Source organism: Micromonospora sp. NPDC005686 (genome assembly GCF_042871665.1).
In the GTDB taxonomy this organism is placed as follows: domain Bacteria; phylum Actinomycetota; class Actinomycetes; order Mycobacteriales; family Micromonosporaceae; genus Micromonospora.
Genome location: NZ_JBIAIY010000007.1, coordinates 169,987 through 194,610, shown reverse-complemented (window position 1 = coordinate 194,610; position 24,624 = coordinate 169,987). Strand labels below are relative to the sequence as shown.

Annotated in this window: 23 protein-coding genes and 2 tRNA genes; 13 read left to right on the top strand and 12 right to left on the bottom strand. The window is 70.1% G+C overall.

Translation table 11 applies throughout. From position 1 onward, the window contains the following. Positions 1–883: 883 nt before the first annotated feature. From ACFYON_RS18130 to rpmH, 8 genes are all read right to left on the bottom strand, one after another. Positions 884–1,930: a ParB/RepB/Spo0J family partition protein gene (locus ACFYON_RS18130; protein ID WP_354866473.1), complete on the bottom strand. Its 1,047-nt coding sequence runs from the start codon at positions 1,928–1,930 to the stop codon at positions 884–886. Between the two features lie 27 nt (positions 1,931–1,957). After that, positions 1,958–3,286, bottom strand: a complete 1,329-nt coding sequence (locus ACFYON_RS18125; protein WP_387320945.1) for an AAA family ATPase — start codon at positions 3,284–3,286, stop codon at positions 1,958–1,960. Positions 3,287–3,532: 246 nt separating this feature from the next. Continuing rightward, complete coding sequence (gene rsmG / locus ACFYON_RS18120; RefSeq protein ID WP_354866778.1) at positions 3,533–4,288, bottom strand: 16S rRNA (guanine(527)-N(7))-methyltransferase RsmG; 756 nt, start codon at positions 4,286–4,288, stop codon at positions 3,533–3,535. Positions 4,289–4,626: 338 nt separating this feature from the next. Beyond that, the gene (locus ACFYON_RS18115; protein WP_357708172.1) at positions 4,627–5,217 is read right to left on the bottom strand and encodes a R3H domain-containing nucleic acid-binding protein; all 591 of its coding nucleotides are present in this window, start codon (positions 5,215–5,217) and stop codon (positions 4,627–4,629) included. Between the two features lie 209 nt (positions 5,218–5,426). Next, a complete protein-coding gene (gene yidC, locus ACFYON_RS18110) occupies positions 5,427–6,413 on the bottom strand; it encodes a membrane protein insertase YidC (RefSeq protein ID WP_354866467.1) in 987 nt (328 codons plus the stop codon). Further along, a complete protein-coding gene (yidD, locus tag ACFYON_RS18105) occupies positions 6,414–6,653 on the bottom strand; it encodes a membrane protein insertion efficiency factor YidD (protein ID WP_013477538.1) in 240 nt (79 codons plus the stop codon). It abuts the gene before it with no gap. A 44-nt stretch (positions 6,654–6,697) separates the two neighbouring features. Further along, the gene (gene rnpA, locus ACFYON_RS18100) at positions 6,698–7,111 is read right to left on the bottom strand and encodes a ribonuclease P protein component (protein ID WP_354866465.1); all 414 of its coding nucleotides are present in this window, start codon (positions 7,109–7,111) and stop codon (positions 6,698–6,700) included. 34 nt (positions 7,112–7,145) lie between these two features. Further along, positions 7,146–7,283: a 50S ribosomal protein L34 gene (gene rpmH / locus ACFYON_RS18095; RefSeq protein WP_091100492.1), complete on the bottom strand. Its 138-nt coding sequence runs from the start codon at positions 7,281–7,283 to the stop codon at positions 7,146–7,148. Positions 7,284–7,855: 572 nt separating this feature from the next. Between rpmH and dnaA the strand changes: the two genes are divergently transcribed. The 5 genes from dnaA (at position 7,856) to ACFYON_RS18070 (ending at position 14,487) form a co-directional block, all read left to right on the top strand. Next, positions 7,856–9,697 (top strand): chromosomal replication initiator protein DnaA, encoded by a 1,842-nt coding sequence (dnaA, locus tag ACFYON_RS18090; protein WP_354866463.1) that lies wholly within the window; start codon positions 7,856–7,858, stop codon positions 9,695–9,697. A 998-nt stretch (positions 9,698–10,695) separates the two neighbouring features. Continuing rightward, complete coding sequence (dnaN, locus tag ACFYON_RS18085) at positions 10,696–11,829, top strand: DNA polymerase III subunit beta (RefSeq protein ID WP_387320943.1); 1,134 nt, start codon at positions 10,696–10,698, stop codon at positions 11,827–11,829. A 40-nt stretch (positions 11,830–11,869) separates the two neighbouring features. Further along, entirely contained in the window at positions 11,870–12,742 is an 873-nt protein-coding gene (gene gnd, locus ACFYON_RS18080) for a phosphogluconate dehydrogenase (NAD(+)-dependent, decarboxylating) (protein WP_354866459.1), read from the top strand. A 16-nt stretch (positions 12,743–12,758) separates the two neighbouring features. Further along, positions 12,759–13,889 (top strand): DNA replication/repair protein RecF, encoded by a 1,131-nt coding sequence (gene recF, locus ACFYON_RS18075; RefSeq protein WP_354866457.1) that lies wholly within the window; start codon positions 12,759–12,761, stop codon positions 13,887–13,889. Continuing rightward, positions 13,882–14,487, top strand: a complete 606-nt coding sequence (locus ACFYON_RS18070; protein ID WP_354866455.1) for a DciA family protein — start codon at positions 13,882–13,884, stop codon at positions 14,485–14,487. The genes recF and ACFYON_RS18070 overlap by 8 nt, the downstream gene beginning before the upstream one ends. Here ACFYON_RS18070 and ACFYON_RS18065 read toward each other — a convergent pair. Next, positions 14,478–14,717 carry a hypothetical protein gene (locus ACFYON_RS18065; protein WP_354866453.1) on the bottom strand — a complete coding sequence of 80 codons (240 nt, stop codon included), beginning with the start codon at positions 14,715–14,717 and terminating at the stop codon, positions 14,478–14,480. The two genes, ACFYON_RS18070 and ACFYON_RS18065, sit on opposite strands and share 10 nt — an antisense overlap. A gap of 83 nt (positions 14,718–14,800) precedes the next feature. Here ACFYON_RS18065 and ACFYON_RS18060 point away from each other — a divergent pair, with 83 nt between their 5' ends. Further along, entirely contained in the window at positions 14,801–15,304 is a 504-nt protein-coding gene (locus ACFYON_RS18060; RefSeq protein ID WP_354866451.1) for a MarR family transcriptional regulator, read from the top strand. Here ACFYON_RS18060 and ACFYON_RS18055 read toward each other — a convergent pair. Continuing rightward, entirely contained in the window at positions 15,289–15,843 is a 555-nt protein-coding gene (locus ACFYON_RS18055) for a hypothetical protein (RefSeq protein WP_354866449.1), read from the bottom strand. The two genes, ACFYON_RS18060 and ACFYON_RS18055, sit on opposite strands and share 16 nt — an antisense overlap. Before the next feature lie 549 nt (positions 15,844–16,392). On the opposite strand from ACFYON_RS18055, the gene gyrB reads away from it, so the two are divergent. From gyrB to ACFYON_RS18025, 6 genes are all read left to right on the top strand, one after another. After that, positions 16,393–18,339: a DNA topoisomerase (ATP-hydrolyzing) subunit B gene (gene gyrB / locus ACFYON_RS18050; protein ID WP_354866447.1), complete on the top strand. Its 1,947-nt coding sequence runs from the start codon at positions 16,393–16,395 to the stop codon at positions 18,337–18,339. Positions 18,340–18,469: 130 nt separating this feature from the next. Further along, positions 18,470–20,989, top strand: coding sequence for a DNA gyrase subunit A (gene gyrA / locus ACFYON_RS18045; protein ID WP_355093727.1), 2,520 nt, complete (start codon positions 18,470–18,472; stop codon positions 20,987–20,989). A 3-nt stretch (positions 20,990–20,992) separates the two neighbouring features. Beyond that, a complete protein-coding gene (locus tag ACFYON_RS18040; RefSeq protein ID WP_354866443.1) occupies positions 20,993–21,919 on the top strand; it encodes a DUF3566 domain-containing protein in 927 nt (308 codons plus the stop codon). Between the two features lie 140 nt (positions 21,920–22,059). Further along, positions 22,060–22,133, top strand: a tRNA-Ile gene (locus tag ACFYON_RS18035). 44 nt (positions 22,134–22,177) lie between these two features. Continuing rightward, on the top strand, positions 22,178–22,306 hold the full coding sequence (locus tag ACFYON_RS18030; RefSeq protein ID WP_013283222.1) for a DLW-39 family protein: 129 nt from the start codon (positions 22,178–22,180) through the stop codon (positions 22,304–22,306). Positions 22,307–22,316: 10 nt separating this feature from the next. Continuing rightward, positions 22,317–22,389, top strand: a tRNA-Ala gene (locus tag ACFYON_RS18025). Positions 22,390–22,495: 106 nt separating this feature from the next. On the opposite strand, the gene ACFYON_RS18020 is transcribed toward ACFYON_RS18025, so the two are convergent. Further along, positions 22,496–23,278 (bottom strand): DUF4262 domain-containing protein, encoded by a 783-nt coding sequence (locus ACFYON_RS18020; protein WP_387320941.1) that lies wholly within the window; start codon positions 23,276–23,278, stop codon positions 22,496–22,498. 248 nt (positions 23,279–23,526) lie between these two features. After that, positions 23,527–23,790 carry a hypothetical protein gene (locus tag ACFYON_RS18015; protein ID WP_354866439.1) on the bottom strand — a complete coding sequence of 88 codons (264 nt, stop codon included), beginning with the start codon at positions 23,788–23,790 and terminating at the stop codon, positions 23,527–23,529. 307 nt (positions 23,791–24,097) lie between these two features. Here ACFYON_RS18015 and ACFYON_RS18010 point away from each other — a divergent pair, with 307 nt between their 5' ends. Beyond that, on the top strand, positions 24,098–24,523 hold the full coding sequence (locus ACFYON_RS18010; protein WP_355093725.1) for a hypothetical protein: 426 nt from the start codon (positions 24,098–24,100) through the stop codon (positions 24,521–24,523). Positions 24,524–24,624 lie beyond the last annotated feature (101 nt).

The following is a 24,624-nucleotide window of genomic DNA, read 5'->3' as shown; positions in this document are numbered from 1 at the left end:
TCGGATCTACCGCGCGTGACGTCGGCGAATGGGGCCAGGCTGTGCCGGAGCATCTACTCGCCAGGAGTGCCCCGTGGCTCGTCTTCGTCGCCATACTCCGGCGCCTGAGCCCGCCGCGCTCTGCTCAGCGTGACCCGCCGGAGGGTGGCAGGTCCGGGCTGCCCCACCCGAGCACGCTGATGCGGACTACAGCCGTCGGACCTCTACACGCCAAGGGTCAGGCTCTCCGGCTAACCGCTTGCGGCCACCGTTCGCGGTCTCCACCCGTTTGACTCCGTTCCCGGCTCGGCTTGGCGGCAACGGCTAAGACCAACCCGGCTCAGCGTGCCCAGCTAGGACCAACCCGGCTCAGCGGTCCCCAACTTCAGCGCTCCCGAACTCAGCGCCTCACCCGGCTGGCGCCTCACCCGGCTCAGCGGCGATCTGGCTCACCGCGTGGCGGCTCGCTTCGCGGCTTTGCGCGCCGCGGCTCGCGCACTTCGAGGCTTACGGTGCACGGTGCACGCCCAACGGCCGTGGCTCGCGCTTCAAGGCACCCCTCCAGCATCCGCGCTTCGCGCCCCAACGCTCAGCGCGCCACCGTTCAAACGCCCTGGCTCCCTTAGGCCCTCTTCGGCCCTCGGTCTTCGCCTGCCGACACGCCCGCTCGCCAGTTCGGGCTCGTCAAGCCACCGCAGGGTCGGCCGACCGCAGTCAGGCTCGGCCACAGGCTCTCCGTTTCACGTGAAACGGCGGTCAATGTCGGGGAGACTCCTCGCCCGCTCAAAGACCGGGAGGCGAGAGCCCTCGCTTCAACCTCCCGACCGGGGCAAGGCCCGGAAACGTTGATCCGGCCGCACCCCCTCGGCGGGGTGCGGCCGGATCAACGACCTGAGAAGCCGGGCTACGCCTCGGGCTGCCCCTCCTCGCCCATGCCGATGATCCCGACGATCCGCTCCAGGTCGTCAACGGTGGCGAACTCGATCGTGATCTTGCCCTTGCTGCGGCCGATGTCGACCTTCACCCGGGTGTCGAACCGGTCGGAGAGCCGGTCCGCGAGATCGGTGAGGGCCGGGGCGTGCGCCTTCGGCCTGCGCTTGGCCGCGGCGGACTTCGCCGGCTCCTCGGCGAGCGCCAGGTGCACGAGTTCCTCGGCGCCGCGTACGGTGATGCCCTCGCGCACGATGCGCTCCGCCAGCGCCTCCTGCGCCTCTGCGTTGTCCAGGCTGAGCAGGGCCCGGGCGTGGCCGGCGGAGAGGACGCCGGCGGCGACCCGGCGCTGCACGGCCGGCGGCAGGTTCATCAGCCGGATGGTGTTGGAGATCTGCGGGCGGCTACGGCCGATCCGCCGGGCCAACTCCTCGTGCGTGGCGCCGAACTCCTCCAGCAGTTGCTGGTACGCCGCCGCCTCTTCGAGCGGGTTGAGGTTCGCGCGGTGGATGTTCTCCAGCAGCGCGTCCCGGAGCATGGCGTCGTCCTTGGTGTCCCGGACGATGGCGGGGATGGTCTCCCGGCCGACCGCCTGGGCGGCACGCCAGCGCCGCTCGCCCATCACGAGTTCGAACTTCTCGAGGTCGAGCTGGCGAACCACGATCGGCTGGAGGAAGCCGACCTCCTGGATCGAGGTCTTCAGCTCCTCCAGTGCCTCCTCGTCGAAGACGTGCCGGGGCTGCTTCGGGTTCGGCACGATCGCGTCGACCGGGATCTCCGCGAAGCGGGCACCGGGCACCGGGCTCAGATGAGACTCGGGCTCGGCCGGCGGAGGCGGGGTGCTCCCGACGCCACCGGTTATGGCAGCGGTGGCGTCGGCAACCGGGGTCGGGGCCGACGGAGACGCGCTGCCAACTGACGGCTCCGGCTCGACGGCAGCCGGTTCGGTGCCCGGTACCGGGCCTGTGGGGATGAGTGCGCCGAGCCCTCGGCCCAGCCCGCCGCGGGGACGGTTCTTCATACGACGCCTCCCAGCGACATCTCCGCACTACGCATTCCGGCTCACCGGCTCCTTGACGCCTCGCTCCGCGATCTCCTGGGCGGCCTCGAAGTAACTCGTGGCCCCCCGCGAACCGGGATCGTAGGTCATCACCGACTGGCCGTAGCTCGGTGCCTCGGAGACACGCACGTTGCGGGGAATCACCGCTTGGAGCACCTTGTCCCCGAAGTGGTTCCGGACGTCCTGCTCCACCGCGTCGGCCAGCCGCGTACGCCTGTCGTACATGGTGAGCAGAATCGTGGAGACCTCAAGCTGCGGGTTGAGGTGCTGGCGAACCAGGTTGATGTTGTTGATCAGCTGGTTGAGGCCCTCCAGCGCGTAGTACTCGCACTGGATCGGGATCAGCACCTCCTGCGCGGCCACGAGCGCGTTGACGGTGAGCAGGCCGAGCGACGGCGGACAGTCTATGAAGACGTAGTCGAAGTGACCCGGGTACGCGGCGATGGCCCGCGCCAGACGCGACTCCCGAGCCACCACCGAGACCAGCTCGATCTCGGCGCCGGCAAGGTCGATGGTGGCCGGTACGCACCACAGGTTGGGGATGCCCTCGACCGCCTGGGCCACCTCTTCGAGCGGCACGCTGTCGATCAGGCAGTCGTACACGTCGGGTACGCCCGTGTGGTGCGGCACGTTCAGACCGGTGGAGGCGTTGCCCTGGGGGTCAAGATCGACCACGAGCACCCGGTTGCCGTGCAGCGCGAGCGCCACTGCGAGGTTCACGGTGGTGGTCGTCTTGCCGACGCCGCCCTTTTGGTTGGCGACGCACATCACCCGGGTCCGGTCGGGACGCGGCATGGTGACCTCGCCACTGGGATTCAGGATCTGCACGGCGCGCATCGCCTCCATAGCCAACGGTGGATCATCCTCTTCGCGCGTCGGGGTTTCACGTGAAACGTACGTGCTGGCGTCTACCTGGTCTCCGTACCCGTCCGCCTGTGGCGTGTCGGACGGCGTCACGGTGGCCTCGGGGGCGGCCTGGTGCGGTACGGCCGAAACGGGCGGCTGGGGTTCGTAGCGGGTGGGTACCGCGGCGTTCGCCCGCACTGCGGGCGGACGCGGGGTCGGCGCGTTCACCGGACCGTCGGCCGGGTCGAGCGGATCGCGGGCCGGTGGCACATTGGCAGGCACGGACGAGACCGGACGCATGCCGCCGGCCGACGACTCCCGTCGGTTCGCCGGCTGGTGCGGAGAGGACGGCTCGCCGGACTCGTTCACCGTCCACTCCTGGTAGTTGGTTTCACGTGAAACGGGGTCGGCGGAGGGCTTGCCTCCTGGTCCGGTCAATCGTGGATCGTCGTACCTGCCGTCGTCATGCACCTGTCATCCCTACCCGCTCCGGATGGTCGGTCCGCACCCGTCGAATCGCGTCCGCGCCGCGCGCGGCGCCATCGGCTCGGCGGGAACCGTCGGGCTCGAGTGCCGCCCGGCACCGCCGTTTCCACACTATCGACGCGCGGTCAGCCTACGGCCGACGGGCGTGGTGGGTCCATGTCGGGTTGTGATCGATCACGTCACGCCTACCGGTCCAACGACCGGACCGGGCGTGCGGAATGGCGTACCCGGTCAGCGGTCGCCGCGACGGCGGCCGCCCCGCGACCGCTTCGGCTTCTTGGGACGGCGCGGGTTGACCACGCGCTCCCGGACCACCTCGACCACAGTCGCCGGGGGTTCGATCACGCCGTCCCCGCACCGGTGCAGCTCCGGCGTCCCGCCGCCAAGGCGGATCACGGCCTCGGCGTGCTCGGCGATCTCGTCGGCCGCCGAGGCGCCCTTGAGGGCGACCAGGCGGCCGCCGGGCACCACGAGCGGCAGGCACCACGAGGCGAGCCGGTCCAGCGGCGCCACCGCGCGGGCCGTCACGACGTCGGCGCTCAGCGGTTCCCGGTCGCGCGAGCCGGCCGCCGCCTCCTCGGCCCGCCCACGGAACACACGCACGTCCCGGGTCAGGCCGAGACGCTGTACCGCCTCGATCAGGAAAGTCGTGCGCCGGGCCAGCGGCTCCACCAGCGTCACGGTGAGGTCGGGACGCGCGATCGCCAGCACCAAGCCGGGCAGCCCGGCTCCGGAGCCGACGTCGATCACGGTGGCCCCCTCCGGGATCCGTTCCGCCACCACCGCGCAGTTGAGCAGGTGCCGCTCCCACAGCCGCGGCGTCTCGCGCGGGCCGATCAGGCCGCGGACCACGCCGTCGGTGGCGAGCAGTTCGGCGTACGCGGCGGCCAGGTCGAGTCGGTCCCCGAACAGCGCGCGGGCGGCCTCCGCCAGTTCCGGCGGAAGCGTCGCCGACGCCGGGTCGGGCTCAGCCGGACCGTCCACCAGGGACGGTCCGTCCTCCGACGGCTCCGCGAAGAACGGGTCGGCCGCCGCGGCCGGGCCGACCGGCGTCACCTCCGCCGGGGGCTCACTGGAGAAGGCGGGCGTCACGTCCACCCCGGGATCGGCCGGCTCGATCCCGGTCACCACCTCCGGTTCGCCGGAGAAGGCAGGCTCGCCAGGGTCGGTCACGGCCCTTCCCGGGCACGCCGGTTCGGCCGTCCCGTTCTTGCCGGAGAAGACCGGGTCGACAGTGGGGTCGGGGCGCGCAGCCGACGGCCCGGGCGGCGTACCGCCCGGGCCGCTCACGGCTCCTGCCGTCGTCTCGTCGGAGATCACTGACCTCAGTCCGCCACCGGCCGGACGACGATGCGGCGGTTGGGCTCGACGCCCTCGGACTCGCTCTCCACCCCGCTCATCGCGTTCACCACGTCGTGCACGCACTTGCGCTCGAACGCGGACATCGGCTCCAGGCGCACCGGCTCACCGTGCTCCTTGACCTTCTCGACCGCGTTCTTCGCCACGGCGGCCAGCTCCTTGCGCCGGGTGGCCCGGTAGCCGCCGACGTCGAGCAGCAGCCGGCTCGGCGTGCCGGTCTGGCGGAACACGGCCAGCCGGGCCAGTTCCTGGAGCGCCTCAAGGGTCGCGCCGCGCTGGCCGACCAGGTTCTGCAACCGGCCACCGACCACCTCGACGACCGGGCGGCCACCGGACACCAGCTCGTCGATGTCGCCGTCGTAGTCGAGGATGTCCAGCAGACCCTCGACGTAGTCGGCGGCGATCTCGCTCTGCCGGAACAGGTCGCTCTCGGCCGGGGCCTTCTTCTCCCGGGCCTCGCCCGCGGCGTCCTCGGTCTCGGTGGCGGCGGTAACGGGGGCCTCCTCGTCCAGGGACTGGTCGGCGCTGGGGATGCTGGTCTCGGTCACGGGTCTCATCTCCGTACTCGCTCGGCCGGACCGTCGGGGGTCCGCTGGTCTCCCGGGGCCGGCGGGAGGTTCGCCGGGTGCCCTCGGGCACGTCTGTACGGGCCAGTTTCGCCCGTGTCCGCGCTCCGCGCGGCGATTCCGGCCGGGCGCCGACTCCTCGGATGGCAGCACGCGGCCGGAACGGGCCACCGACGACGTCGCGCCGGTGGCCCGAGGGCTCAGCCCTGTCGCTTGGCGGGCCGGTTGCCGCCCTTCTTCGGGTTGGCCGGCTTGGCGCCCGGCTTCGGGCCGGCCACCTTCGGCGCCGCGGCCGGAGCCTTCGCCGGCGGCTGCGCCGCCTTGCGGCCGAACAGGCCACCGGCCTTGGCCGGCTGCACCGGGCCCTTGGCGGCGCTGGTGCTCTTGGCGGTCACCGGCGGCGGGAACTTCCGCAGCACCCACTGCTGCTGGCCGAGCGTGAAGAGGTTGTTGGTGACCCAGTAGATGATCACACCGATCGGGAAGATCGCACCCGAGATCAGCAGCGACAGCGGGATGCCGTAGAGCATCAGTCGCTGCACCATGCGCTGCTGCGGGTCCTCGGCCCACCCGGTCTTCAGGATCATCTGCCGGCTGGTCAGGTAGGTGGTGGCGATCATGATGACCACCAGGATGCCGGCGACCACCTTGACCGTGCCGGTGCTCGCGCCCAGCCGGCTCAGCTCCTCGGCGGTGGAGCCGAACTTGCCGGAGATCGGCGCGGTGAACAGCGTCGCGTTGGAGGCGCTGTTGAACTGGTCGACGGTCCAGCCGTACAGCGTCTTGCCCTGGTTGTCGGGGCTGAGGCGGCGCAGCGTGTGGAACAGGCCCAGGAAGACCGGGATCTGGAGGAACATCGGAAGGCAGCCCATGAGTGGGTTGGCCTTTTCCTTCCGGTAGAGCTCCATCATCTCCTTCTGGAGCGTCTCCCGGTCACCCTTGTGCTTCTCCTGGAGCTCCTTCACCTTCGGCTGGAGCGCCTGCATTGCACGCTGCGACTTGATCTGCTTGACGAAGACCGGGAACAGGATCACCCGGACCGTCACCACGAGGAAGATGATGGCGAGGATCCAGGCCCAGTTCGTACCGATCACGGTCCCGACCGGCACTCCGATGGCGTCCCAGGCCGAGTGCCAGGTCAGCAGGATCCACGAGATCGCGTAGTAGATCCAGTCGAGACTAAACACTCAGGCTCCAGTCACGTCGGAACGGCGGCGGTCGCCCGGCTCCGGGACCGGGTCGTGTCCACCTGGGTGGAAGGGATGGCAGCGCGACAGCCGACGGACCGTCAGCCAGGCACCCCGCAGCGCACCGTGCCGGGAAACCGCCTCCACGGCGTAGGCACTGCACGACGGGTAGAACCGGCAGCGGGCCGGCAGAGCCGGACTTATCCACCGACGGTACGCGATGATGGGCGCCAGCAGCATGCGGGCACCGGTTGTGGGGGACGGCGTCGCCGTCGTCGGGCCGTTCACCGCGGCCGCCGTCCCCGGGAGGACCGCGCCGCGGCGAGGGCGGCGTCCAGGTCGGCCCCGAGCCGGGCGTACGTCGCGTCGGCGGACGCGGGCAGCGCGCGTACCACGACTGTGGTGCCGGCGGGCAGCTCGGCCAGCCGCTCGCGGACCAGGTGCCGCAGGCGACGGCGGACCTTGTTGCGGACCACGGCGCCGCCGACGGCCTTGGACACGACGAAGCCGGCGCGGCTGGGTGCGGAGGTCTCCGCACCGTTGCTTCGCGCCGGCTCCGGCAAGGGTGTCGCTGTGGTGCCGATCGGCTCGGGGATGGTCAGGTGGACCACGACGGCGCCACGGCCGACGCGTCGGCCACTGCGAACCGCTGCGGCGAAGTCGCTACTGCGCCGCAGTCGTTGCGCGGCTGCCAGCACGACTGCCCACGTCCCCGGACCGGACCTGTCGGCGTCAGGCCGACAGGCGCGCGCGGCCCTTGGAGCGACGGGTCGAGATGATGGCGCGGCCGGCACGGGTGCGCATGCGCAGCCGGAAGCCGTGGGTCTTCGCGCGCCGGCGGGTGTTCGGCTGGTAGGTGCGCTTGCTCACGTCAGGCTCTCCGTTGTCGTACGCCCCGCGCGGCGGATCGCCCGGGGTCGTGTGCTGGTTCAGATCACCTGTCGGTGACCTCCGATCGGCGCTGCCGTGACACTCGCCCCGGCGATGCGGGATGACAGCCACGGACAGCAAGCATCAATCACCCTAGCAGAGGGCGAGAGAGCAGCCGCTCCAGCCTACGCAGGGTCGCAATGACCGTCAACGTCACACTCAGGCGCCCGACCTGCGCGCAACCGCGACCGAAGGGGCGGTTTCACTGATGTTGCCAAGGTCGTCAGGGTGTCGCCGGTTGATGCTGTGGGGTCCGCGCTGTTAGCGTGCGCGATTGCGGTCGGCGTCGGGGTCCGGGGTTTGTCGCCGATCGGCAAGACCGGACACGCTGTTGAATCGTTCGGCACGGTGAACCCGCTTCAACGCCCCCGTGAATCGAGGGGGCAGGTCCGACCCGCGTCCGGCGGGCGGCCACAATCGGTCGGTACACAGGCTGTGGATAACTTGTGGATGACGACCGGTCAGCCGTCCGGGCGGGCGTGAGAAGGAGCAGGCGAGGGGGTGGGACGACGGTGACCGGAGCGACCGACCTTGCCGCGGTGTGGACGGCGACCACGGACGAACTCGCCGACGAGATCATCTCCGCGCAACAACGGGCATACCTCCGGCTCACCCGGCTACGGGCGATCGTCGAGGACACCGCGCTGCTCTCGGTGCCGGACGCCTTCACCCGGGACGTGATCGAGTCCCGGCTCCGCCCGGCCATCACCGAGGCGTTGAGCCGGCGGCTCGGGCGGCCGATCCAGGTGGCCGTCACCGTACGGGTCGCCGACGACCCCGCCGCCCGCCCGGCCGGCACGGTCTACCGCAGCAACCCGGAACCGCTGCCCGAGCACGACGGCGCCGCTCCACTGCCCGGTTTCGACCAGCCCGGCCCGTCCGCCCCGACCTACCCGTCACGGCGCCCGCAGTCCGGGTACGGCGAGCCCGGGTACGCCGATTCCGGATACGGCGAGCCCCGGCCGGAGCAGCCGGTCGACGAGCCGGCACCCCGCCAGCGGACCGCCGACACTTCCCGCTCGCACCTGATCCCGGCCGGCCGCGACGCGCAGGACACGCTGTTCAGCGCCGCGTTCGGCGAACCGGTGCGTACCGCGCCCGAGCGCCGCGCCTTCGACGAGCGCACCCGCGTCGAGCCGCCCGTGCCCGACGCCGGGGGGTACGAGCCCCGGTACCGGGAGAGCCCGGCCGCCGACCGCGCGCCGATGCGCGGCCTGCCCCGCGACGGCGCCACTGACAGCGGCCCTGGCCGGGGCGGTGCCGACCACCGCCGCCCGGGTAGCGGCCAGGCCGACCGCAGGCTCCCCGGCGGTACGGAGAGCGGCGGCAACCGGCTCAACCCGAAGTACATGTTCGAGACGTTCGTCATCGGCTCGTCCAACCGGTTCGCGCACGCCGCGAGCGTGGCGGTGGCCGAGTCGCCGGCGAAGGCCTACAACCCGCTGTTCATCTACGGCAGCTCCGGGCTGGGCAAGACCCACCTGCTGCACGCCATCGGGCACTACGCCACGACGCTCGGCAACGCGCGCTCGGTCCGGTACGTCTCGACCGAGGAGTTCACGAACGACTTCATCAACTCGCTGCGCGACGACAAGACGAGCGCGTTCCAGCGCCGCTACCGGGACGTGGACATCCTCCTGATCGACGACATCCAGTTCCTGGAGAACCGGGAGCGGACGCAGGAGGAGTTCTTCCACACGTTCAACACGCTGCACAACGCGAACAAGCAGATCGTGATCACGTCCGACCGCTCGCCGAAGCAACTGGCGACGCTGGAGGACCGGCTGCGTACCCGGTTCGAGTGGGGCCTGCTCGCCGACATCCAGCCGCCGGACCTGGAGACGCGCATCGCGATCCTGCAGAAGAAGGCGGCGCAGGAGCGGCTGTTCGCCCCGCCGGACGTACTGGAGTTCATCGCGTCCCGGGTGTCGAACTCGATCCGCGAACTGGAGGGGGCGCTGATCCGGGTCACCGCCTTCGCCAGCCTGACCCGCTCCTCGGTCGAGCTGTCGCTGGCCGAGGAGGTGCTGCGGGACTTCATCCCGGACGGCGCCGGCCCGGAGATCACCGCTGACCAGATCATGGTGTCCACGGCCGACTACTTCGGCGTGAGCATGGAGGACCTGCGCGGCCACTCCCGTTCCCGGGTGCTGGTGAACGCGCGTCAGGTGGCCATGTACCTGTGCCGCGAGTTGACCGACCTGTCGCTGCCCCGGATCGGGCAGGCGTTCGGCGGCCGGGACCACACCACTGTGATGCACGCGGACCGCAAGATCCGCCAGCAGATGGCCGAACGGCGCTCGCTCTACAACCAGATCGCCGAGCTGACCAACCGCATCAAGCAGAACACCTGACCCTCTCGCGGTCCCACCCTCCTCTGGCTCCCCGCTTCGGCGGTGAGATCAAGGAGTTCGTGGAGGCAGACCGCGTGTTTTCCGTCCCAAACTCCTTCGTCAACAGGAGAACCCGGGCGCCCGGACACAGCTGGAGCTGACGGGCGATCATGAGGTTGCCTATGACAAATCGGACGGTCGACGCCGTCAACCTCATGATCGACCTGAGCCGCGTCCGGGTGGGCGGATCGGCGTGCCGGCTGACGTGAGTGAGGCGACAGGTCGGGGGGCCGGGTTGGCGAGTGGCGGGAAGCCGACAACGGAACTTGTTGACCCTTGACCCGGTCGAGGGCCCAGGATCGGTCGCGTGCTCGTCCACAGCTCGTACCCGTTGTCCACAGCCCCTGTGTCACAGGCGGTGGACAACCACGCTTCGCACTCGGCCGGTTACCCACAGACTGTGGACAACTCCTGGGGACGAGCCTGTGGACGCCTGGGGACGACCGTCACGTTGTCCCCAGACGGCGGCACGGCTGTGGGCGGCCTGTTGAAGGTTCTGTGGATGACGGTCGCCGGCGCTGCCGCGGCTGTCCACAGAGCTGGGGAGAAAACCGGTGGATTACCGGTGGACAACCGGTGGACAGCCGTGGAAAACCCGGCGGCTGGCGAGGGCTGTGGACCGGGACACGAGTTCCACCCCTGGTTCTCCACAGCCAACCCACCTGTAGATAACGTGTCTGACCTGCGCGGACGCGGGTTCTCCACAGTTTGCACAGGTGCGATGAAGACGATGAGTTATCTCTTCTAAACAACAAAAACCAATCATCACCGTTGGACTTCCTGTGGATCGGGCCACGGCACTGCCGTCGGCAGTCGCCCGGGCACCTGGATCCACGGGGTCGGGCGCACAGCCGATGCCCGCGCGCCCTAAGGTGCGATGGGTACCCGCACGGTCGGGCGGGACGGGTGGCAGCGGTCGGCATGAGAGAGTTGTCGCTGACGTCGACGCGGAGGCATTGATGAAGTTCCGAGTGGAGCGCGACGCGCTCGCCGAGGCGGTCGCGTGGACCGCCAAGAGCCTGCCCAACCGACCCTCCGTACCGGTACTTGCCGGGGTGATGCTCCGGGTGACCGACGGCAACCTCCAGGTCTCCGGCTTCGACTACGAGGTTTCCAGCCAGGTCACCGTCGAGGTGCAGGGTGACGCGGACGGCGCCGCCCTGGTTTCCGGCCGGCTGCTCGCCGAGATCACCAAGGCCCTGCCGGCCAAGCCGGTGGACATCGCCGCCGTCGGCGCCCACCTGGAACTGGTCTGCGGCAGCGCCCGGTTCACGCTGCCCACCATGCCGGTGGAGGACTACCCGACGCTGCCGGAGATGCCGGAGAGCGCCGGCACCGTGGACGCCGCCGCCTTCGCCGCCGCCGTGGCCCAGGTGGCAGTCGCCGCCGGCCGTGACGAGACGCTGCCGATGATGACCGGCGTACGCCTCGAGCTGAGCGGCAGCACGATGGCCATGCTGGCGACTGACCGCTACCGCCTCGCGCTGCGTGAGATGGAGTGGAACCCGGACGACCCGGAGATCAGCCTCAACGCGCTGGTGCCGGCCCGCACGCTGCACGACACCGCCAAGGCGCTCGGCCCGCTGGGCGGCCACGTCACCATGGCGCTGTCCTCCGGCGGCGCCGGTGAAGGCATGATCGGTTTTTCCGGCGGCACCCGCCGGACCACCAGCCGGCTGCTCGACGGCGCCAACTACCTGCCGGTGCGTTCGCTGTTCCCGGCCGACCACAACGCCGAGGCCCGCGTCGCCGTCTCCGCGCTCATCGAGGTGGTCAAGCGCGTCGCGCTGGTCGCCGAGCGCACCACACCGGTCCTGCTGAGCTTCAGCGCCGACGGTCTGGTGGTCGAGGCGGGCGGCACCGAGGAGGCCCGGGCCAGCGAGGCCATGGATGCCACCTTCAGCGGCGAGCCGCTGACCATCGGGTTCAACCCGCAGTACCTCATCGACGGTCTGACCAACCTGGGCGCGCAGCACGCCCTGCTCCGGTTCGTCGACGCGTTCAAGCCCGCGGTCATCTCCCCGGCCGGCGAGGATGGCGAGGTCATCCCGGGGTACCGGTACCTCATCATGCCGATCCGCGTGTCCCGCTGATCGCAGGCAGCACGACCCTGACGTACGGAGGTAGGAGCAGATGCAGCTCGGCCTGGTAGGACTCGGCCGGATGGGCGGCAACATGCGGGAGCGGTTGCGCGCCGCCGGGCACGAGGTGGTCGGCTACGACCGCAACCCGGAGATCAGCGACGCCGCGAGCCTGGCTGAGCTGGCCGAGAAGCTCCAGTCGCCCCGCGCGATCTGGGTGATGGTCCCCGCAGGCGTCACCGACGCCACCATCGACGAGCTCGCCGGTGTGCTCGGCGAGGGCGACATCATCATCGACGGCGGCAACTCCCGGTTCAGCGACGACGCCCCGCGCGCCGAGCGGCTGAACGAGCACGGCATCGGCTACCTCGACGTCGGCGTCTCCGGCGGCGTCTGGGGCCGGCAGAACGGGTACGCGCTGATGGTCGGTGGTGCGCAGGAGCACGTCGAGCGCCTGATGCCGATCTTTGAGGCGCTCAAGCCCGAGGGCGAGTTCGGCTTCGTGCACGCCGGCCCGGTCGGCGCCGGCCACTACGCCAAGATGGTGCACAACGGCATCGAGTACGGCCTGATGCACGCCTACGCCGAGGGCTACGAGCTGATGGCCGCCTCCGAGCTGGTCACGAACGTCCCCGGCGTGTTCAAGTCGTGGCGTGAGGGCACCGTCGTCCGGTCCTGGCTGCTCGACCTGTTGGACCGGGCGCTCGACGAGGACCCGGAGCTGGCCGAGCTGAGCGGCTACACCGAGGACACCGGCGAGGGCCGCTGGACCGTGGACGAGGCGGTCCGGCTCGCCGTACCGCTCAACGTCATCACCGCGTCGCTCTTCGCCCGGTTCGCCTCCCGGCAGGACGACTCGCCCGCGATGAAGGCCGTTGCCGCGCTGCGCCAGCAGTTCGGCGGCCACGCCGTCCACAAGCGTTGACCGGTATCCACAGCCTGTGTACGTCCGCCGGCTCGAACTGGTCGACTTCCGCTCCTACGAGCGCGTCGGCGTAGACCTGGAGCCGGGTCCGAACGTGCTCGTCGGCGCCAACGGCGTCGGCAAGACCAACCTGGTCGAGGCGCTCGGCTACGTGGCGACCCTGGACTCGCACCGGGTCGCCACGGACGCCCCGCTGGTCCGGATGGGCGCCACCTCGGCGGTGATCCGCTGCGCGGTGGTGCACGAGGGCCGCGAACTGCTGGTCGAGCTGGAGATCGTGCCGGGCAAGGCCAACCGGGCCAGGCTCGGCCGGTCCCCGGCCCGGCGCGCCCGGGACGTGCTCGGCGCGCTGCGTCTCGTGCTGTTCGCGCCGGAGGATCTGGAACTGGTCCGCGGCGACCCGGCCGAGCGCCGCCGCTACCTGGACGACCTGCTGGTCACCCGCCAGCCCCGCTACGCGGGGGTACGCGCCGACTACGAGCGCGTGGTCAAGCAGCGCAACGCGCTGCTGCGTACCTCGTACCTCGCTCGCAAGACCGGCGGCACACGCGGCGGCGACCTGTCGACGCTGGCCGTGTGGGACGCGCATCTGGCGCAGCACGGCGCGGACCTGCTCGCCGGCCGTCTGGAGCTGGTCGCCGCGCTGACCCCGCACGTGGCGAAGGCGTACGACGCGGTGGCCGCCGGCCGCGGCGCGGCGGGCATCGCGTATCGGCCCTCGGTCGAGCTGCCCGAACCCGGCGCCGACCGGGCGGCGCTGGCGGAGGCGCTCGCCGCCGCGCTCACCGCGAACCGCGCCGCCGAGATCGAGCGCGGCACCACGCTCGTCGGCCCGCACCGCGACGACCTGGCCCTCACCCTCGGCCCGCTGCCCGCAAAGGGGTACGCGAGCCACGGCGAGTCCTGGTCGTACGCGCTGGCGCTGCGGCTGGCCGGGTACGACCTGCTGCGCGCCGACGGGATCGAGCCGGTGCTGGTGCTCGACGACGTCTTCGCCGAGCTGGACACCGGCCGCCGGGAACGGCTGGCCGAGCTGGTCGGCGGCGCCAGTCAGCTCCTGGTCACCTGTGCTGTTGACGACGACGTGCCGGCGACGCTGCGCGGCACCCGGTACGCGGTGGGCGAGGGGACGGTGCGGCGTGTCTGACGACGAGGTTCTGCTCCCGCCCGCGCGACTCGGGCCGGGACGCGACGCGCGTACCCCGGGGAAACCGGCGGACGGTGCGCCGGCCGCGAGCCCGCCGGAGGGCGCGGCCGGGCCGGAACTGGCCCGGGCGGTGCTCGACGCGGCGAAGGCCCGGCGGCAGGCAGCGGCGCCCCGGCGGCGCGGCGCGGTCCGCGGCGACGGCGAGAAGCGGCTGCGCGGCTATTCCGGCCCCGGACCGGACCCGCGCGACCCGCAGCCGCTCGGCGCGGTGCTGGACAAGCTCATGAAGGCGCGCGGCTGGCAGCAGCCGGCGGCCGAGGCGACGGTCTTCGGCGCGTGGGAGAAGGTGGTCGGCGCGGAGGTCGCGCAGCACAGCCGTCCGGTCAAGCTGGAGAACGGCGAGCTGACGGTGGAGGCCCGTTCGACCGCCTGGGCGACCCAACTGCGCCTGCTGGCGGGCTCGCTGCTCAAACAGATCGCCAGCGAGGTCGGCCACAACGTCGTGCGAAAGCTGCACATCCACGGCCCGGCGACGCCGTCGTGGTCGCGCGGCCCTCGACGGGTACGCGGGCGCGGCCCCCGCGACACCTACGGCTGACCGACACCGCCCGAACGCCGCGCCTCACGCCGGGCGCGCTTGAGTTCGCGCTGCTCGCGGCTCCACTGCTTGCGCCGCTCCAGGTCCTGCTTCCACGCCTCGCGGGCCAGCTTCGAGCCGCCCTGCACCGCGCCCTGCACCTGGGAGGGGCCGGCGAGGTTCTGGAACACCCAGCCCAGCAGGCGGCCACCCTTGCCGGAGGCGTCGCCCACCTGCTCGTCGTCGCTCATCCGCCGCCCCTCTCCCTGCTTTGTGTACAAACCATTGGTACACCAATCGTTGCTACGATCGCAACGACGACGAGGAGGACGCGGTGACCGATCCGATCGAGGATCCCCTGGCGCTGGAGCAGCAGGTCTGCTTCGCGCTGTCCGTCGCCGCCCGGAGCGTCGTCGCGGTCTACCGCCCGCTGCTGGAGCCGATGGGCCTCACCCATCCGCAATACCTGGTGATGCTGGCGCTCTGGCAGCACGCACCGCTGTCCGGGCGGGATCTGAGCCGGCTGCTCCAACTCGACCCGGGCACGCTGTCACCGCTGCTCAAGCGACTGGAGGCGGCCGGCTACGTCCGACGCGAACGGGACGCCGCCGACGAGCGCAGCCTGGCCGTCTCGCTCACCGCCGCCGGGCAGGCGCTGCGGGCGCAGGCCGAGCGGATCCCGCCGGCCATCGTGCAGCGCCTCGGCCTGCCGCTGGCCGACCTGCGGCACCTGCACACGGCGCTGACCGAGGTGATCGCCGCGGCCAACCGGGCCACGGCCGCCGTCTCCGAGCATGGATCGCGCGGGCCCGGCCCGGCCGCTCAGGCGTCCGCGTAGACCGCGAAGCCCCGCTCCGCGCAGCGCCGGTAGAAGGCGGCCAGCACGCTCAGCTCGGCGCAGGTGAAGTTCCACTGCGGCGGGTCGCCGCTCTCGTCCCGCAGCCGGTCCAGCCGGCTGTCCAGCCAGCGGAGCTGCTGCTCGGCCAGCCGGCCGTCGCCGAGCAGCGCGCGCAGCACCTCGCTCACCGACTCGAACGTGACCGACTCGCCGTACGGCCGGTGCCGGGCGACGAACTTCTCCACACCCTCGGCGATCCAGGAGCAGCCCTCCGGGTCGATCACCGGGTCCTCGTCCTCGACCGCGTTCTCCGTGGCGTAGAGCACATTCTCCAGCCCGAGGATCAGGTCGACCAACTCGGTGTACGCGGTCGCCCGTACCGTGCCGGTCTTCGCGATCAGCTCGGCGAGCGCCGCGGTCGGCGCGGAGATCCGGGGCACGTCCACGATCTCGCCGAAGTCCACGAACTCAGCCGGCGCGACCGGGTCGTAGAAGCGGCCGGTCCGCGGCCAGTGCACCGCGACGTTGTCCAGCCCCATCTGGCGTCACCTCTCACCAAGCGTTTTCGGACCATCTTCGACGATCGTCCCGGTTCCGGGCGCAAAAGATCAAGACCGCAACGGCGGCGCCGCAAAAGCTACGGCACGCCGGGCCCGGCCGCGACCCCCGGGCGGCGCACTGCCGATCGCCGGCCGGACGACCGGCCGCGGCTCACGGTGGCCGGTGGCGTGGGATCGGCCCGTTGGCGTGTAGGGGGAGTAGCGGGCGGAGCGGTTCGTCCGGCTACGGCATTCTCAGCCGCCCCGGAGAGGGTGCCGAGTGGCGGTTTGGTCGGCTCCGCACAGTAAGATTGAGGGCGAGACGAAAGACCCGAGACGGAGCGACGGACAGGGGCCCGCATGAGCCCTCGATCATAGTCCCGCATCGGGTCCGAGCCGATCGCGATCCGCGGGCAACCGCGGCGCCCGGCGTACGTGATCCGAGCCTGGCGATCCCAGGGGCGGTCCATGCGCGCCGACGTCGCGTCCTGTCCGCCGAACCCGTGCCCCCGCGCCCCACGCGCGGCCGGTGCGAGAAAGTGGCCGAGCGTGGCAGCGGAGGACAACAAGAAGTACGGTGCCGAGTCCATCACCGTTCTCGAGGGCCTGGAAGCGGTCCGGAAGCGGCCCGGTATGTACATCGGGTCCACCGGCGAGCGCGGTCTGCACCACCTGGTGTGGGAGGTCGTCGACAACGCGGTGGACGAGGCGCTGGCCGGGCACTGCGACACCATCGACGTGGTGCTGCTCGCCGACGGCGGCGTCCGGGTGACGGACAACGGCCGTGGCTTCCCGGTCGACCTGCACCCCAAGCTGAAGAAGCCGGGTGTCGAGGTCGCGCTGACCGTGCTGCACGCCGGCGGCAAGTTCGACGGCAAGGCCTACGCCGTCTCCGGCGGCCTGCACGGCGTCGGTGTCTCCGTGGTCAACGCGCTGTCCACCAAGATGGCCGTGGAGATCCACAAGGACGGCTTCGTCTGGCGGCAGGAATACCACCACTCCAAGCCGACGCCGCTGGAGAAGGGTGAGGCGACCGACCGCACCGGTTCGGCGGTCTCCTTCTGGCCCGATCCGGACGTCTTCGAGACCGTCGACTTCGACTTCCACACCATCTACCGGCGCCTGCAGGAGATGGCCTTCCTCACTCGGGGCCTCACGATCCACCTGCTCGACGAGCGGGTGCCGGAGGACGAGGACGGCAAGATCCGCGAGGTCACCTTCCACTACGACGGCGGCATCGCCGACTTCGTCCGGCACCTCAACGCCTCCAAGACCCCGATCCACAAGACGGTGGTCGAGTTCGGCGCCGAGGAGACGGGCATGTCGGTCGAGATCGCCATGCAGTGGAACGAGTCGTACGGCGAGTCGGTCTACACCTTCGCCAACAACATCAACACCCACGAGGGCGGCACCCACGAGGAAGGCTTCCGGGCCGCGCTGACCAGCGTCGTCAACCGCTACGGCGCTGAGAAGAAGCTGCTCAAGGGCGACGAGCGCCTCTCGGGTGAGGACATCCGCGAGGGCCTGGCCGCGATCATCTCGGTCAAGCTCACCGACCCGCAGTTCGAGGGCCAGACCAAGACCAAGCTGGGCAACACCCCGGTCAAGGGCTTCGTGCAGCGGGTCTGCAACGAGTCGCTCGTCGACTGGTTCGACCGCAACCCGGCCGAAGCGAAGATCATCATCCAGAAGGCGTCCCAGGCGGCGCGCGCCCGGATCGCCGCCCAGCAGGCGCGCAAGCTCGCCCGGCGCAAGTCGCTGCTGGAGTCCGGGTCGATGCCCGGCAAGCTGGCCGACTGCCAGTCCACCGACCCGCGCGAGTCCGAGGTCTTCATCGTCGAGGGCGACTCGGCCGGCGGCTCGGCCAAGCAGGGCCGCGACCCGCGCGTCCAGGCGATCCTGCCGATCCGCGGCAAGATCCTCAACGTCGAGAAGGCCCGCATCGACCGGGTGCTGAAGAACAACGAGGTGCAGGCGCTGATCACCGCGCTCGGCACCGGCATCCACGACGACTTCGACATCGAGAAGCTGCGCTACCACAAGATCGTGCTGATGGCCGACGCCGACGTCGACGGCCAGCACATCCAGACGTTGCTGCTCACGCTGCTGTTCCGCTTCATGCGTCCGCTGGTCGAGCTGGGCCACGTCTACCTGGCCGCCCCGCCGCTCTACAAGATCAAGTGGAACAAGAAGGGCGACGACGCCCAGTACGCGTACTCGGACCGCGAGCGCGACGGGCTGATCGCCCTGCGCCAGCAGAAGAAGCCCAACGCCCGCCCGGACGACATCCAGCGGTTCAAGGGTCTCGGCGAGATGAACTACCCGGAGCTGTGGGAGACCACCATGAACCCGGGGACGCGTACGTTGCGCCGGGTCACGCTCGACGACGCCGCAACCGCGGACGAGCTGTTCAGCGTCCTGATGGGTGAGGACGTCGAGGCTCGCCGGTCGTTCATCCAGCGCAACGCCAAGGACGTGCGGTTCCTGGACATCTGACGGACGCGCCGGGCCGGCCGGAGATCCACCGGCCGGCCCGGAAGTCCACAGAGTTATCCACAGCCTGGCCGCTTTCCACAGCCGTTATCCACAGCGAGACCACGACTGAAGAGTCTGATAAGGGTTAACAGTGACCGATACTCCCGAGTCCACCCCGAACGAGCCGGAGACCCCGGAGACACTGGCCGCGGTCGTCCAGCACGACCGGATCGAGCCGGTCGGCCTCGAGGTCGAGATGCAGCGCTCGTACCTCGACTACGCGATGAGCGTCATCGTCGGGCGGGCCCTGCCGGACGTCCGGGACGGGCTCAAGCCGGTCCACCGCAAGATCCTCTACGCCATGTTCGACTCCGGCTACCGGCCGGACCGCGGGTACGTGAAGTGCTCCCGTGTCGTCGGTGACGTGATGGGCCAGTTCCACCCGCACGGCGACTCGGCCATCTACGACGCGCTGGTTCGGATGGCGCAGCCGTGGTCGCTGCGCTACCCGCTGGTCGACGGCAACGGCAACTTCGGTTCGCCCGGTAACGACCCGGCCGCCGCCATGCGGTACACGGAGTGCAAGCTCGACCCGCTGGCCATGGAAATGCTGCGGGACATCGACGAGGACACCGTCGACCTGCAGGACAACTACGACGGCCGGGCCAAGGAGCCCACCATCCTGCCGTCGCGGATCCCGAACCTGCTGATCAACGGCTCCGAGGGCATCGCGGTCGGCATGGCCACCAAGATCCCGCCGCACAACCTGCGCGAGATCGGCGCGGCGGTCCAGTGGTGCCTGGAGCACCCGGAGGCCGACGAGGCGACCACTCTGGAAGCCCTGCTGGAGATCGTCAAGGGCCCGGACTTCCCGACCCACGGCCTGATCGTCGGGCAGGCGGCCATCCAGGACGCGTACCGGACCGGGCGCGGCTCGATTCGCATGCGTGCCGTGGTCGAGGTCGAGGAGGACAAGCGCGGGCGGCCGGCGCTCGTGGTCAGCGAGCTGCCGTACCAGGTCAACCCGGACAACCTCGCCGAGCGCATCGCCGAGCTGATCAAGGAGGGCAAGCTCGCCGGCATCGCCGACATCCGCGACGAGTCCTCCGGGCGTACCGGCATGCGGATCGTGCTCGTGCTCAAGCGCGACGCGGTCGCCAAGGTGGTGCTGAACAACCTCTACAAGCACACCCAGCTTCAGGAGACGTTCGGCGCCAACATGCTGGCGCTGGTCGACGGTGTGCCGCGCACGCTCAACCTGGCCCAGTTCATCCGCTACTACGTCGAGCACCAGATCGAGGTGATCCGGCGGCGGACCGCGTTCCGGCTGCGCAAGGCCGAGGAGCGGGCGCACATCCTGCGCGGTTTGTCCAAGGCGCTGGACGCGCTGGACGACGTGATCGCCCTGATCCGGCGCTCGCCCACAGTGGATGACGCACGGCAGGGCCTGATCCGGCTGCTGGACATCGACGAGGTCCAGGCGACCGCGATCCTGGACATGCAGCTTCGCCGGCTGGCCGCCCTGGAGCGGCAGCGGATCCTGGACGACCTGGCCAAGCTGGAAGTGGAGATCGCCGATCTCAAGGACATCCTGGCCAAGCCGGAGCGGCAGCGGCGGATCGTCTCGGAGGAGCTGGGCGAGATCGTCGCGAAGTGGGGCGACGAGCGGCGTACGAAGATCATCCCGTTCGACGGTGAGGTCTCGATGGAGGACCTCATCGCCCGCGAGGACGTGGTGGTGACGATCACGCGCACCGGGTACGCGAAGCGGACGAAGGTCGATCTCTACCGGTCACAGCGCCGCGGTGGGAAGGGCGTCAGCGGGGCGACGCTCCGCCAGGACGACATCGTCAGCCACTTCTTCGTATGCTCTACCCACGACTGGATCCTGTTCTTCACGAACAAGGGTCGGGTCTACCGGGCGAAGGCTTACGAGCTTCCCGAGGCCAGTAGGGTGGCCAAGGGCCAGCACGTGGCCAACCTGCTCGCGTTCCAGCCCGACGAGCAGATCGCGCAGATCATTGAAATCCCGAACTACCAGGTGGCGCCCTACCTGGTACTGGCCACGAAGAACGGCCTGGTGAAGAAGACGCGGCTCGAGGAGTTCGACTCCAACCGTACCGGCGGCATCATCGCGATCAACCTGCGCGATGAGGACGAGCTGGTCGGTGCGGTGCTGGCCGCACCGGAGGACGACCTGTTGCTGGTGTCGAAGAACGCCCAGGCGATCCGCTTCAACGCCACCGACGAGGCACTGCGCCCGATGGGCCGGGCCACCTCCGGCGTGATCGGCATGCGCTTCAGCGGCGAGGACGAGTTGCTCGCCGTCGAGGTGGTGCGAGAGGGTCTTGACGTTCTGGTCGCGACGAACGGGGGTTTCGCGAAACGTACCCCGATCGAGGAATACCCGGTCCAGGGCCGGGGAGGTAAAGGCGTGCTGACCGCGAAGATCACCGAGCGACGCGGTGGCCTGGTCGGCGCGGTCGTGATCGATCCGGAGGACGAGCTGTTCGCCATCACGAGCAACGGCGGCGTCATCCGGACTCCGGTGAAGCCTGTACGGCGTACGCGTGACCGGAACACAATGGGGGTCAAGCTGATGGACCTCCCGGACGGCGTGACTATCGTGGCGATTGCTCGCAATGCCGACGAGCCTGACGAACAGGACTAGTTGATGACGGAGACACAGGCGAAGTCGGGGAACAAGGGGACCTCGGCCAACCCGGTCGAGGAGGAGGCCGCGCAGGGCGGCACACCAGCGACCGGCCGCGCGGCCGTGGGCCGGGCCACGGTTCCCGCCGACGCGCCTGCCCCGAAGTTCACCCGGGCTCCCGGCATGGTCCCGCCTCCGGACAAGCCGGGCGAGGACTCCGGTTCCCGGGACTCGACCGAGACCAAGGTCGACGCGCCGACGTCGGCCGACGGTCTGGCCGCTCCGGCCGCCAAGTCCGCGAACCCCACGAACACCCAGGCGACCAGGATGCCGTCGGCGTCCGGCCGGGCCTCCACCGGCACGACCGGCACGCAGCCGCGGATCGGCGCCGGCCTGGGCACCGCCCCGAAGGCGTCGCCCGACGGCTCGCGCCCGGCCAGCCCTGGAAGCGCCCAGGCCCGGCCCACGAACGGCGGCGGCCTGCCGCCGGGCATCAGCGGCGCGGCAGCCGTCGGCGCCGCGCGCGTGGGTGAGGCGGTACGCGCCGCGCGTACCTCGGTCGGCTCGGCCGCGTCGCGCGGACCGCGACGGGCCCGGCTGAACCTGAAGCGGATCGACCCCTGGTCGGTGATGAAGTTCGCCTTCGCGGTGTCCGTGGTGCTCTTCATCGTGGTCGTGGTGGCGACGTCCGTGCTCTACCTGGCGCTTGACGCGATGGGCGTGTTCAAGAGCGTCAACGACAGCCTGACGGACCTGGTGAACGCCGGCGGCGGCCAGGGTGGCGGCGGCTTCCGGATCACCGCCAAGGGCGTGATCCTGACGTCGGCGCTGATCGGCCTGGTGAACGTCGTGCTGTTCACCGCGCTGGCCACGCTCAGCGCGTTCGTCTACAACGTCTGCGCCGACCTGGTCGGCGGCATCGAGCTGACGCTCGCCGAGCGGGACTGATCGGTCGACGCCGGGGCACCGCGTAAAGCGGTCGCCCCGGCGTCGTGCGTCCGGGTAGGTTCGAGATGGCGGGTGCTTCCGCCACGGACCCCGATTTGGGCGCGGTGGAGGCGATGGGTTAACCTAGCTCGTCGCTACGCGGGGCTATAGCTCAGTCGGTTAGAGCGCAGAGCTGATAACTCTGAGGTCGCTGGTTCGATTCCAGCTAGCCCCACCGCACATCGTCCGACGGCAGTCGAGCGCGAGGGGTCAAGCAACATGTTCAAGAAGCTCCTGATCCTGGCCGGCATCGTCGGTGTGGCCGCCGTCGTGGCCAAGAAGGTCAAGGCCTCGAACGACGAGCGCGCCCTGTGGCACGAGGCGACCACGGCGCCCGACCTGCGCTGAGCGCCGTCACGGGGCCCTAGCTCAACTGGCAGAGCACTGCCTTTGCAAGGCAGGGGTTAGGGGTTCGAGTCCCCTGGGCTCCACAACACACACCGCCTGTCTCGGGTGGCATCTACCGGTGGGCCGCAGCACGCAGGACATCACCGATGACACCGCGCCAGCCGGGAACCGGCCGGACTGCCGACGTGTCTAGTCCCACCACATGCTTGACGAATCCGTCCCGACTGATGCTTGCATCCGACAGATCGGTTGGGCATCCTTCCACGATCGCGCGCTGTCACGGCGGTCGCGTCGCGATAGCGGCGACCGACTCCAGGTCTTCTCTGCCTCTAGGGCTGCGACGTGGCCGTCGGGGAGATCGGCGCAGCCAGCAAGGTGCGGGTGTCGTTGTACGAGTTCACCCAGGAAGGCCAGGCAGAGGTCATCCGCGCGATATCCCCGCTCGTCAAGTACGTCGTAGCTGCCCTCGTCATGAATCACTTGGGCGATGGGGCGGGCGCCGCCAGCGATCCCGCGAGTGGTCAGTGCCCACGAGTCTGGGCCGACGGGGAACGGGAACTCTGGTTCCAACTCGCCGACCAGGCGCCAACCGCCCGCCGGGTGCTCATGGACCGGTAGCCAGGAGAAGGCTTGGCGGTCGCGACTACTCGCTGTGGCTTCTTCCGCCCAGGGCCAGAGGCCGTTTCGGTCCGGCCACACCAACTGCTGGAAGGGCACTGCCGCCCCTCGATAGAAGCGGGACGCCGTGCCGAAGAGGGCATCGTGCCAGGAGTCGTGCACCGGCCGAAGCTGCGTGGGGAAGTCCTCGATCACCCCGTGGAACGATTCGTTCTCACCGGGCCAGTCATGCTCGCGGGCATGGTCCACGTAGGCGTTCAGCCAGTGCTGCATGCCCTGGCCGTCGAGCCCGAACATCACTGCCTCTGGACGACGGAAGGTGTGCCACAGACCGACCGTATACGCGAAGTCCATCCCCCCGGTCACCCAACACCGACCAGCCGTGCTCGCGCACCTTCTCGGCTGTACCGCCATCCCGGCCTGGGGCACTTCCGCTGCAGATCAGGCACGAGCAACCCTCAATCGCCACCGGGCGATCCTACCGGGACCGCTACGGGATCCGCTTCCCGCACGAACGGGCACCACAACACCGCAACCGGCCAGGCGTTCCGGACAGCTCCACCGGGCGGGACGATCTTCCAAACTGACGGTGCGAGCTGTCGCTACGAGGTAGGTCCGACCGCAGCCCACCAGGCAACAAGCCGATCTGCGACGGAGTCGACGTCGTAGCGTGTCGGGTCCAGGCCGAAGTGGTCTTCAAGCTCGTGCCACAGAAACTCGCTGATCTCGGCGCGGCCCGCCCCGGCTCCCAACCTGCCCAACAACGGCCCGAGCATGCAGTCGTACTCGTCCGGCGCAATCTCGGCGACCCCGATGGGATCCCACTCGTTGAGCAGGTACCTCAGGTGCAGGTCGGCCAAGTCCATCCGTTGATCGTGCCAGCTGTGCGCGTGGGCCGTACAGCCATCCGTGCAGCCAAGCGTTCGGGTGGCCCGTGACCGCGAGCCGGGCGTGACGGTCGAGTAGATCGCCAAGGACGTCGGGGTGCACCCGATGACGTTGTTCAAGTGGCTGCGCGAGGCCGCAAGCGGATCCGGTTGTTGGAGCAGGAGAACGAGGTCCTGCGGCGGGCCGCGGCGTACTTGTCGCAGGCGCATCTCCCCGGAAAGGCTCTACCCCGCTCGTGAGCGAGCTGGCCACTGACGGGGTCCCTGTGCCGAGCGGATTCCGCCCGTGTCCACACTTCCTGAACCGTGTGTCGCAGTCCCGGCAGGGTCCGGCGCTGAACGGCTAGTCGCCGACGAATCGGAGACGCAGGTCTGGAGCGACGAGGCATCGCCCGGCAAGCCCACGAATGGCGTCGATCACCTGGCGCTCGCCGACGTTCTGGACGTTCCCCACGAGAACATCCAATTCGCCGAGGAACTGAGTCATCTCGGCGGGCGTGAGTTCCAGCAGCCCGCAGGGATCGATGCGGTCCAACATCGGAGTCCTGCCGTTGTGCTGCGAGCGCTCAAGCACGGCAGCGAACCGGAAGTGCGCGTCACCTACTACAGCTACTTCAAAATCCCGTCGGTGGCGCGGGCTCGTACCCAGCTGTTCGACCCTGATCAGCTCAACGTCTACGCCCACGCCGAGAACGCTAGCAACGGCACCTAACGGCAGACGACCGACCATCAGCAGTCCCCAAGGCGTGCCGGACCGCTCGCCTTGGTTCGAGCACCCGCTCCAGGCATTCAGCGAGATCCACAGCCCGCACG

Coding starts and splice junctions, on each gene's coding strand:
- dnaN (WP_387320943.1), top strand. CDS start 10,696: ATGAAGTTCCGAGTGGAGCGCGACGCGCTCGCCGAGGCGGTCGCGTGG.
- yidD (WP_013477538.1), bottom strand. CDS start 6,653: ATGCTGCTGGCGCCCATCATCGCGTACCGTCGGTGGATAAGTCCGGCT.
- gnd (WP_354866459.1), top strand. CDS start 11,870: ATGCAGCTCGGCCTGGTAGGACTCGGCCGGATGGGCGGCAACATGCGG.
- ACFYON_RS18030 (WP_013283222.1), top strand. CDS start 22,178: ATGTTCAAGAAGCTCCTGATCCTGGCCGGCATCGTCGGTGTGGCCGCC.
- ACFYON_RS18015 (WP_354866439.1), bottom strand. CDS start 23,790: ATGGACTTGGCCGACCTGCACCTGAGGTACCTGCTCAACGAGTGGGAT.
- ACFYON_RS18020 (WP_387320941.1), bottom strand. CDS start 23,278: ATGGACTTCGCGTATACGGTCGGTCTGTGGCACACCTTCCGTCGTCCA.
- ACFYON_RS18065 (WP_354866453.1), bottom strand. CDS start 14,717: ATGAGCGACGACGAGCAGGTGGGCGACGCCTCCGGCAAGGGTGGCCGC.
- ACFYON_RS18115 (WP_357708172.1), bottom strand. CDS start 5,217: ATGAGACCCGTGACCGAGACCAGCATCCCCAGCGCCGACCAGTCCCTG.
- ACFYON_RS18055 (WP_354866449.1), bottom strand. CDS start 15,843: ATGGGGCTGGACAACGTCGCGGTGCACTGGCCGCGGACCGGCCGCTTC.
- ACFYON_RS18130 (WP_354866473.1), bottom strand. CDS start 1,930: ATGAAGAACCGTCCCCGCGGCGGGCTGGGCCGAGGGCTCGGCGCACTC.
- ACFYON_RS18040 (WP_354866443.1), top strand. CDS start 20,993: ATGACGGAGACACAGGCGAAGTCGGGGAACAAGGGGACCTCGGCCAAC.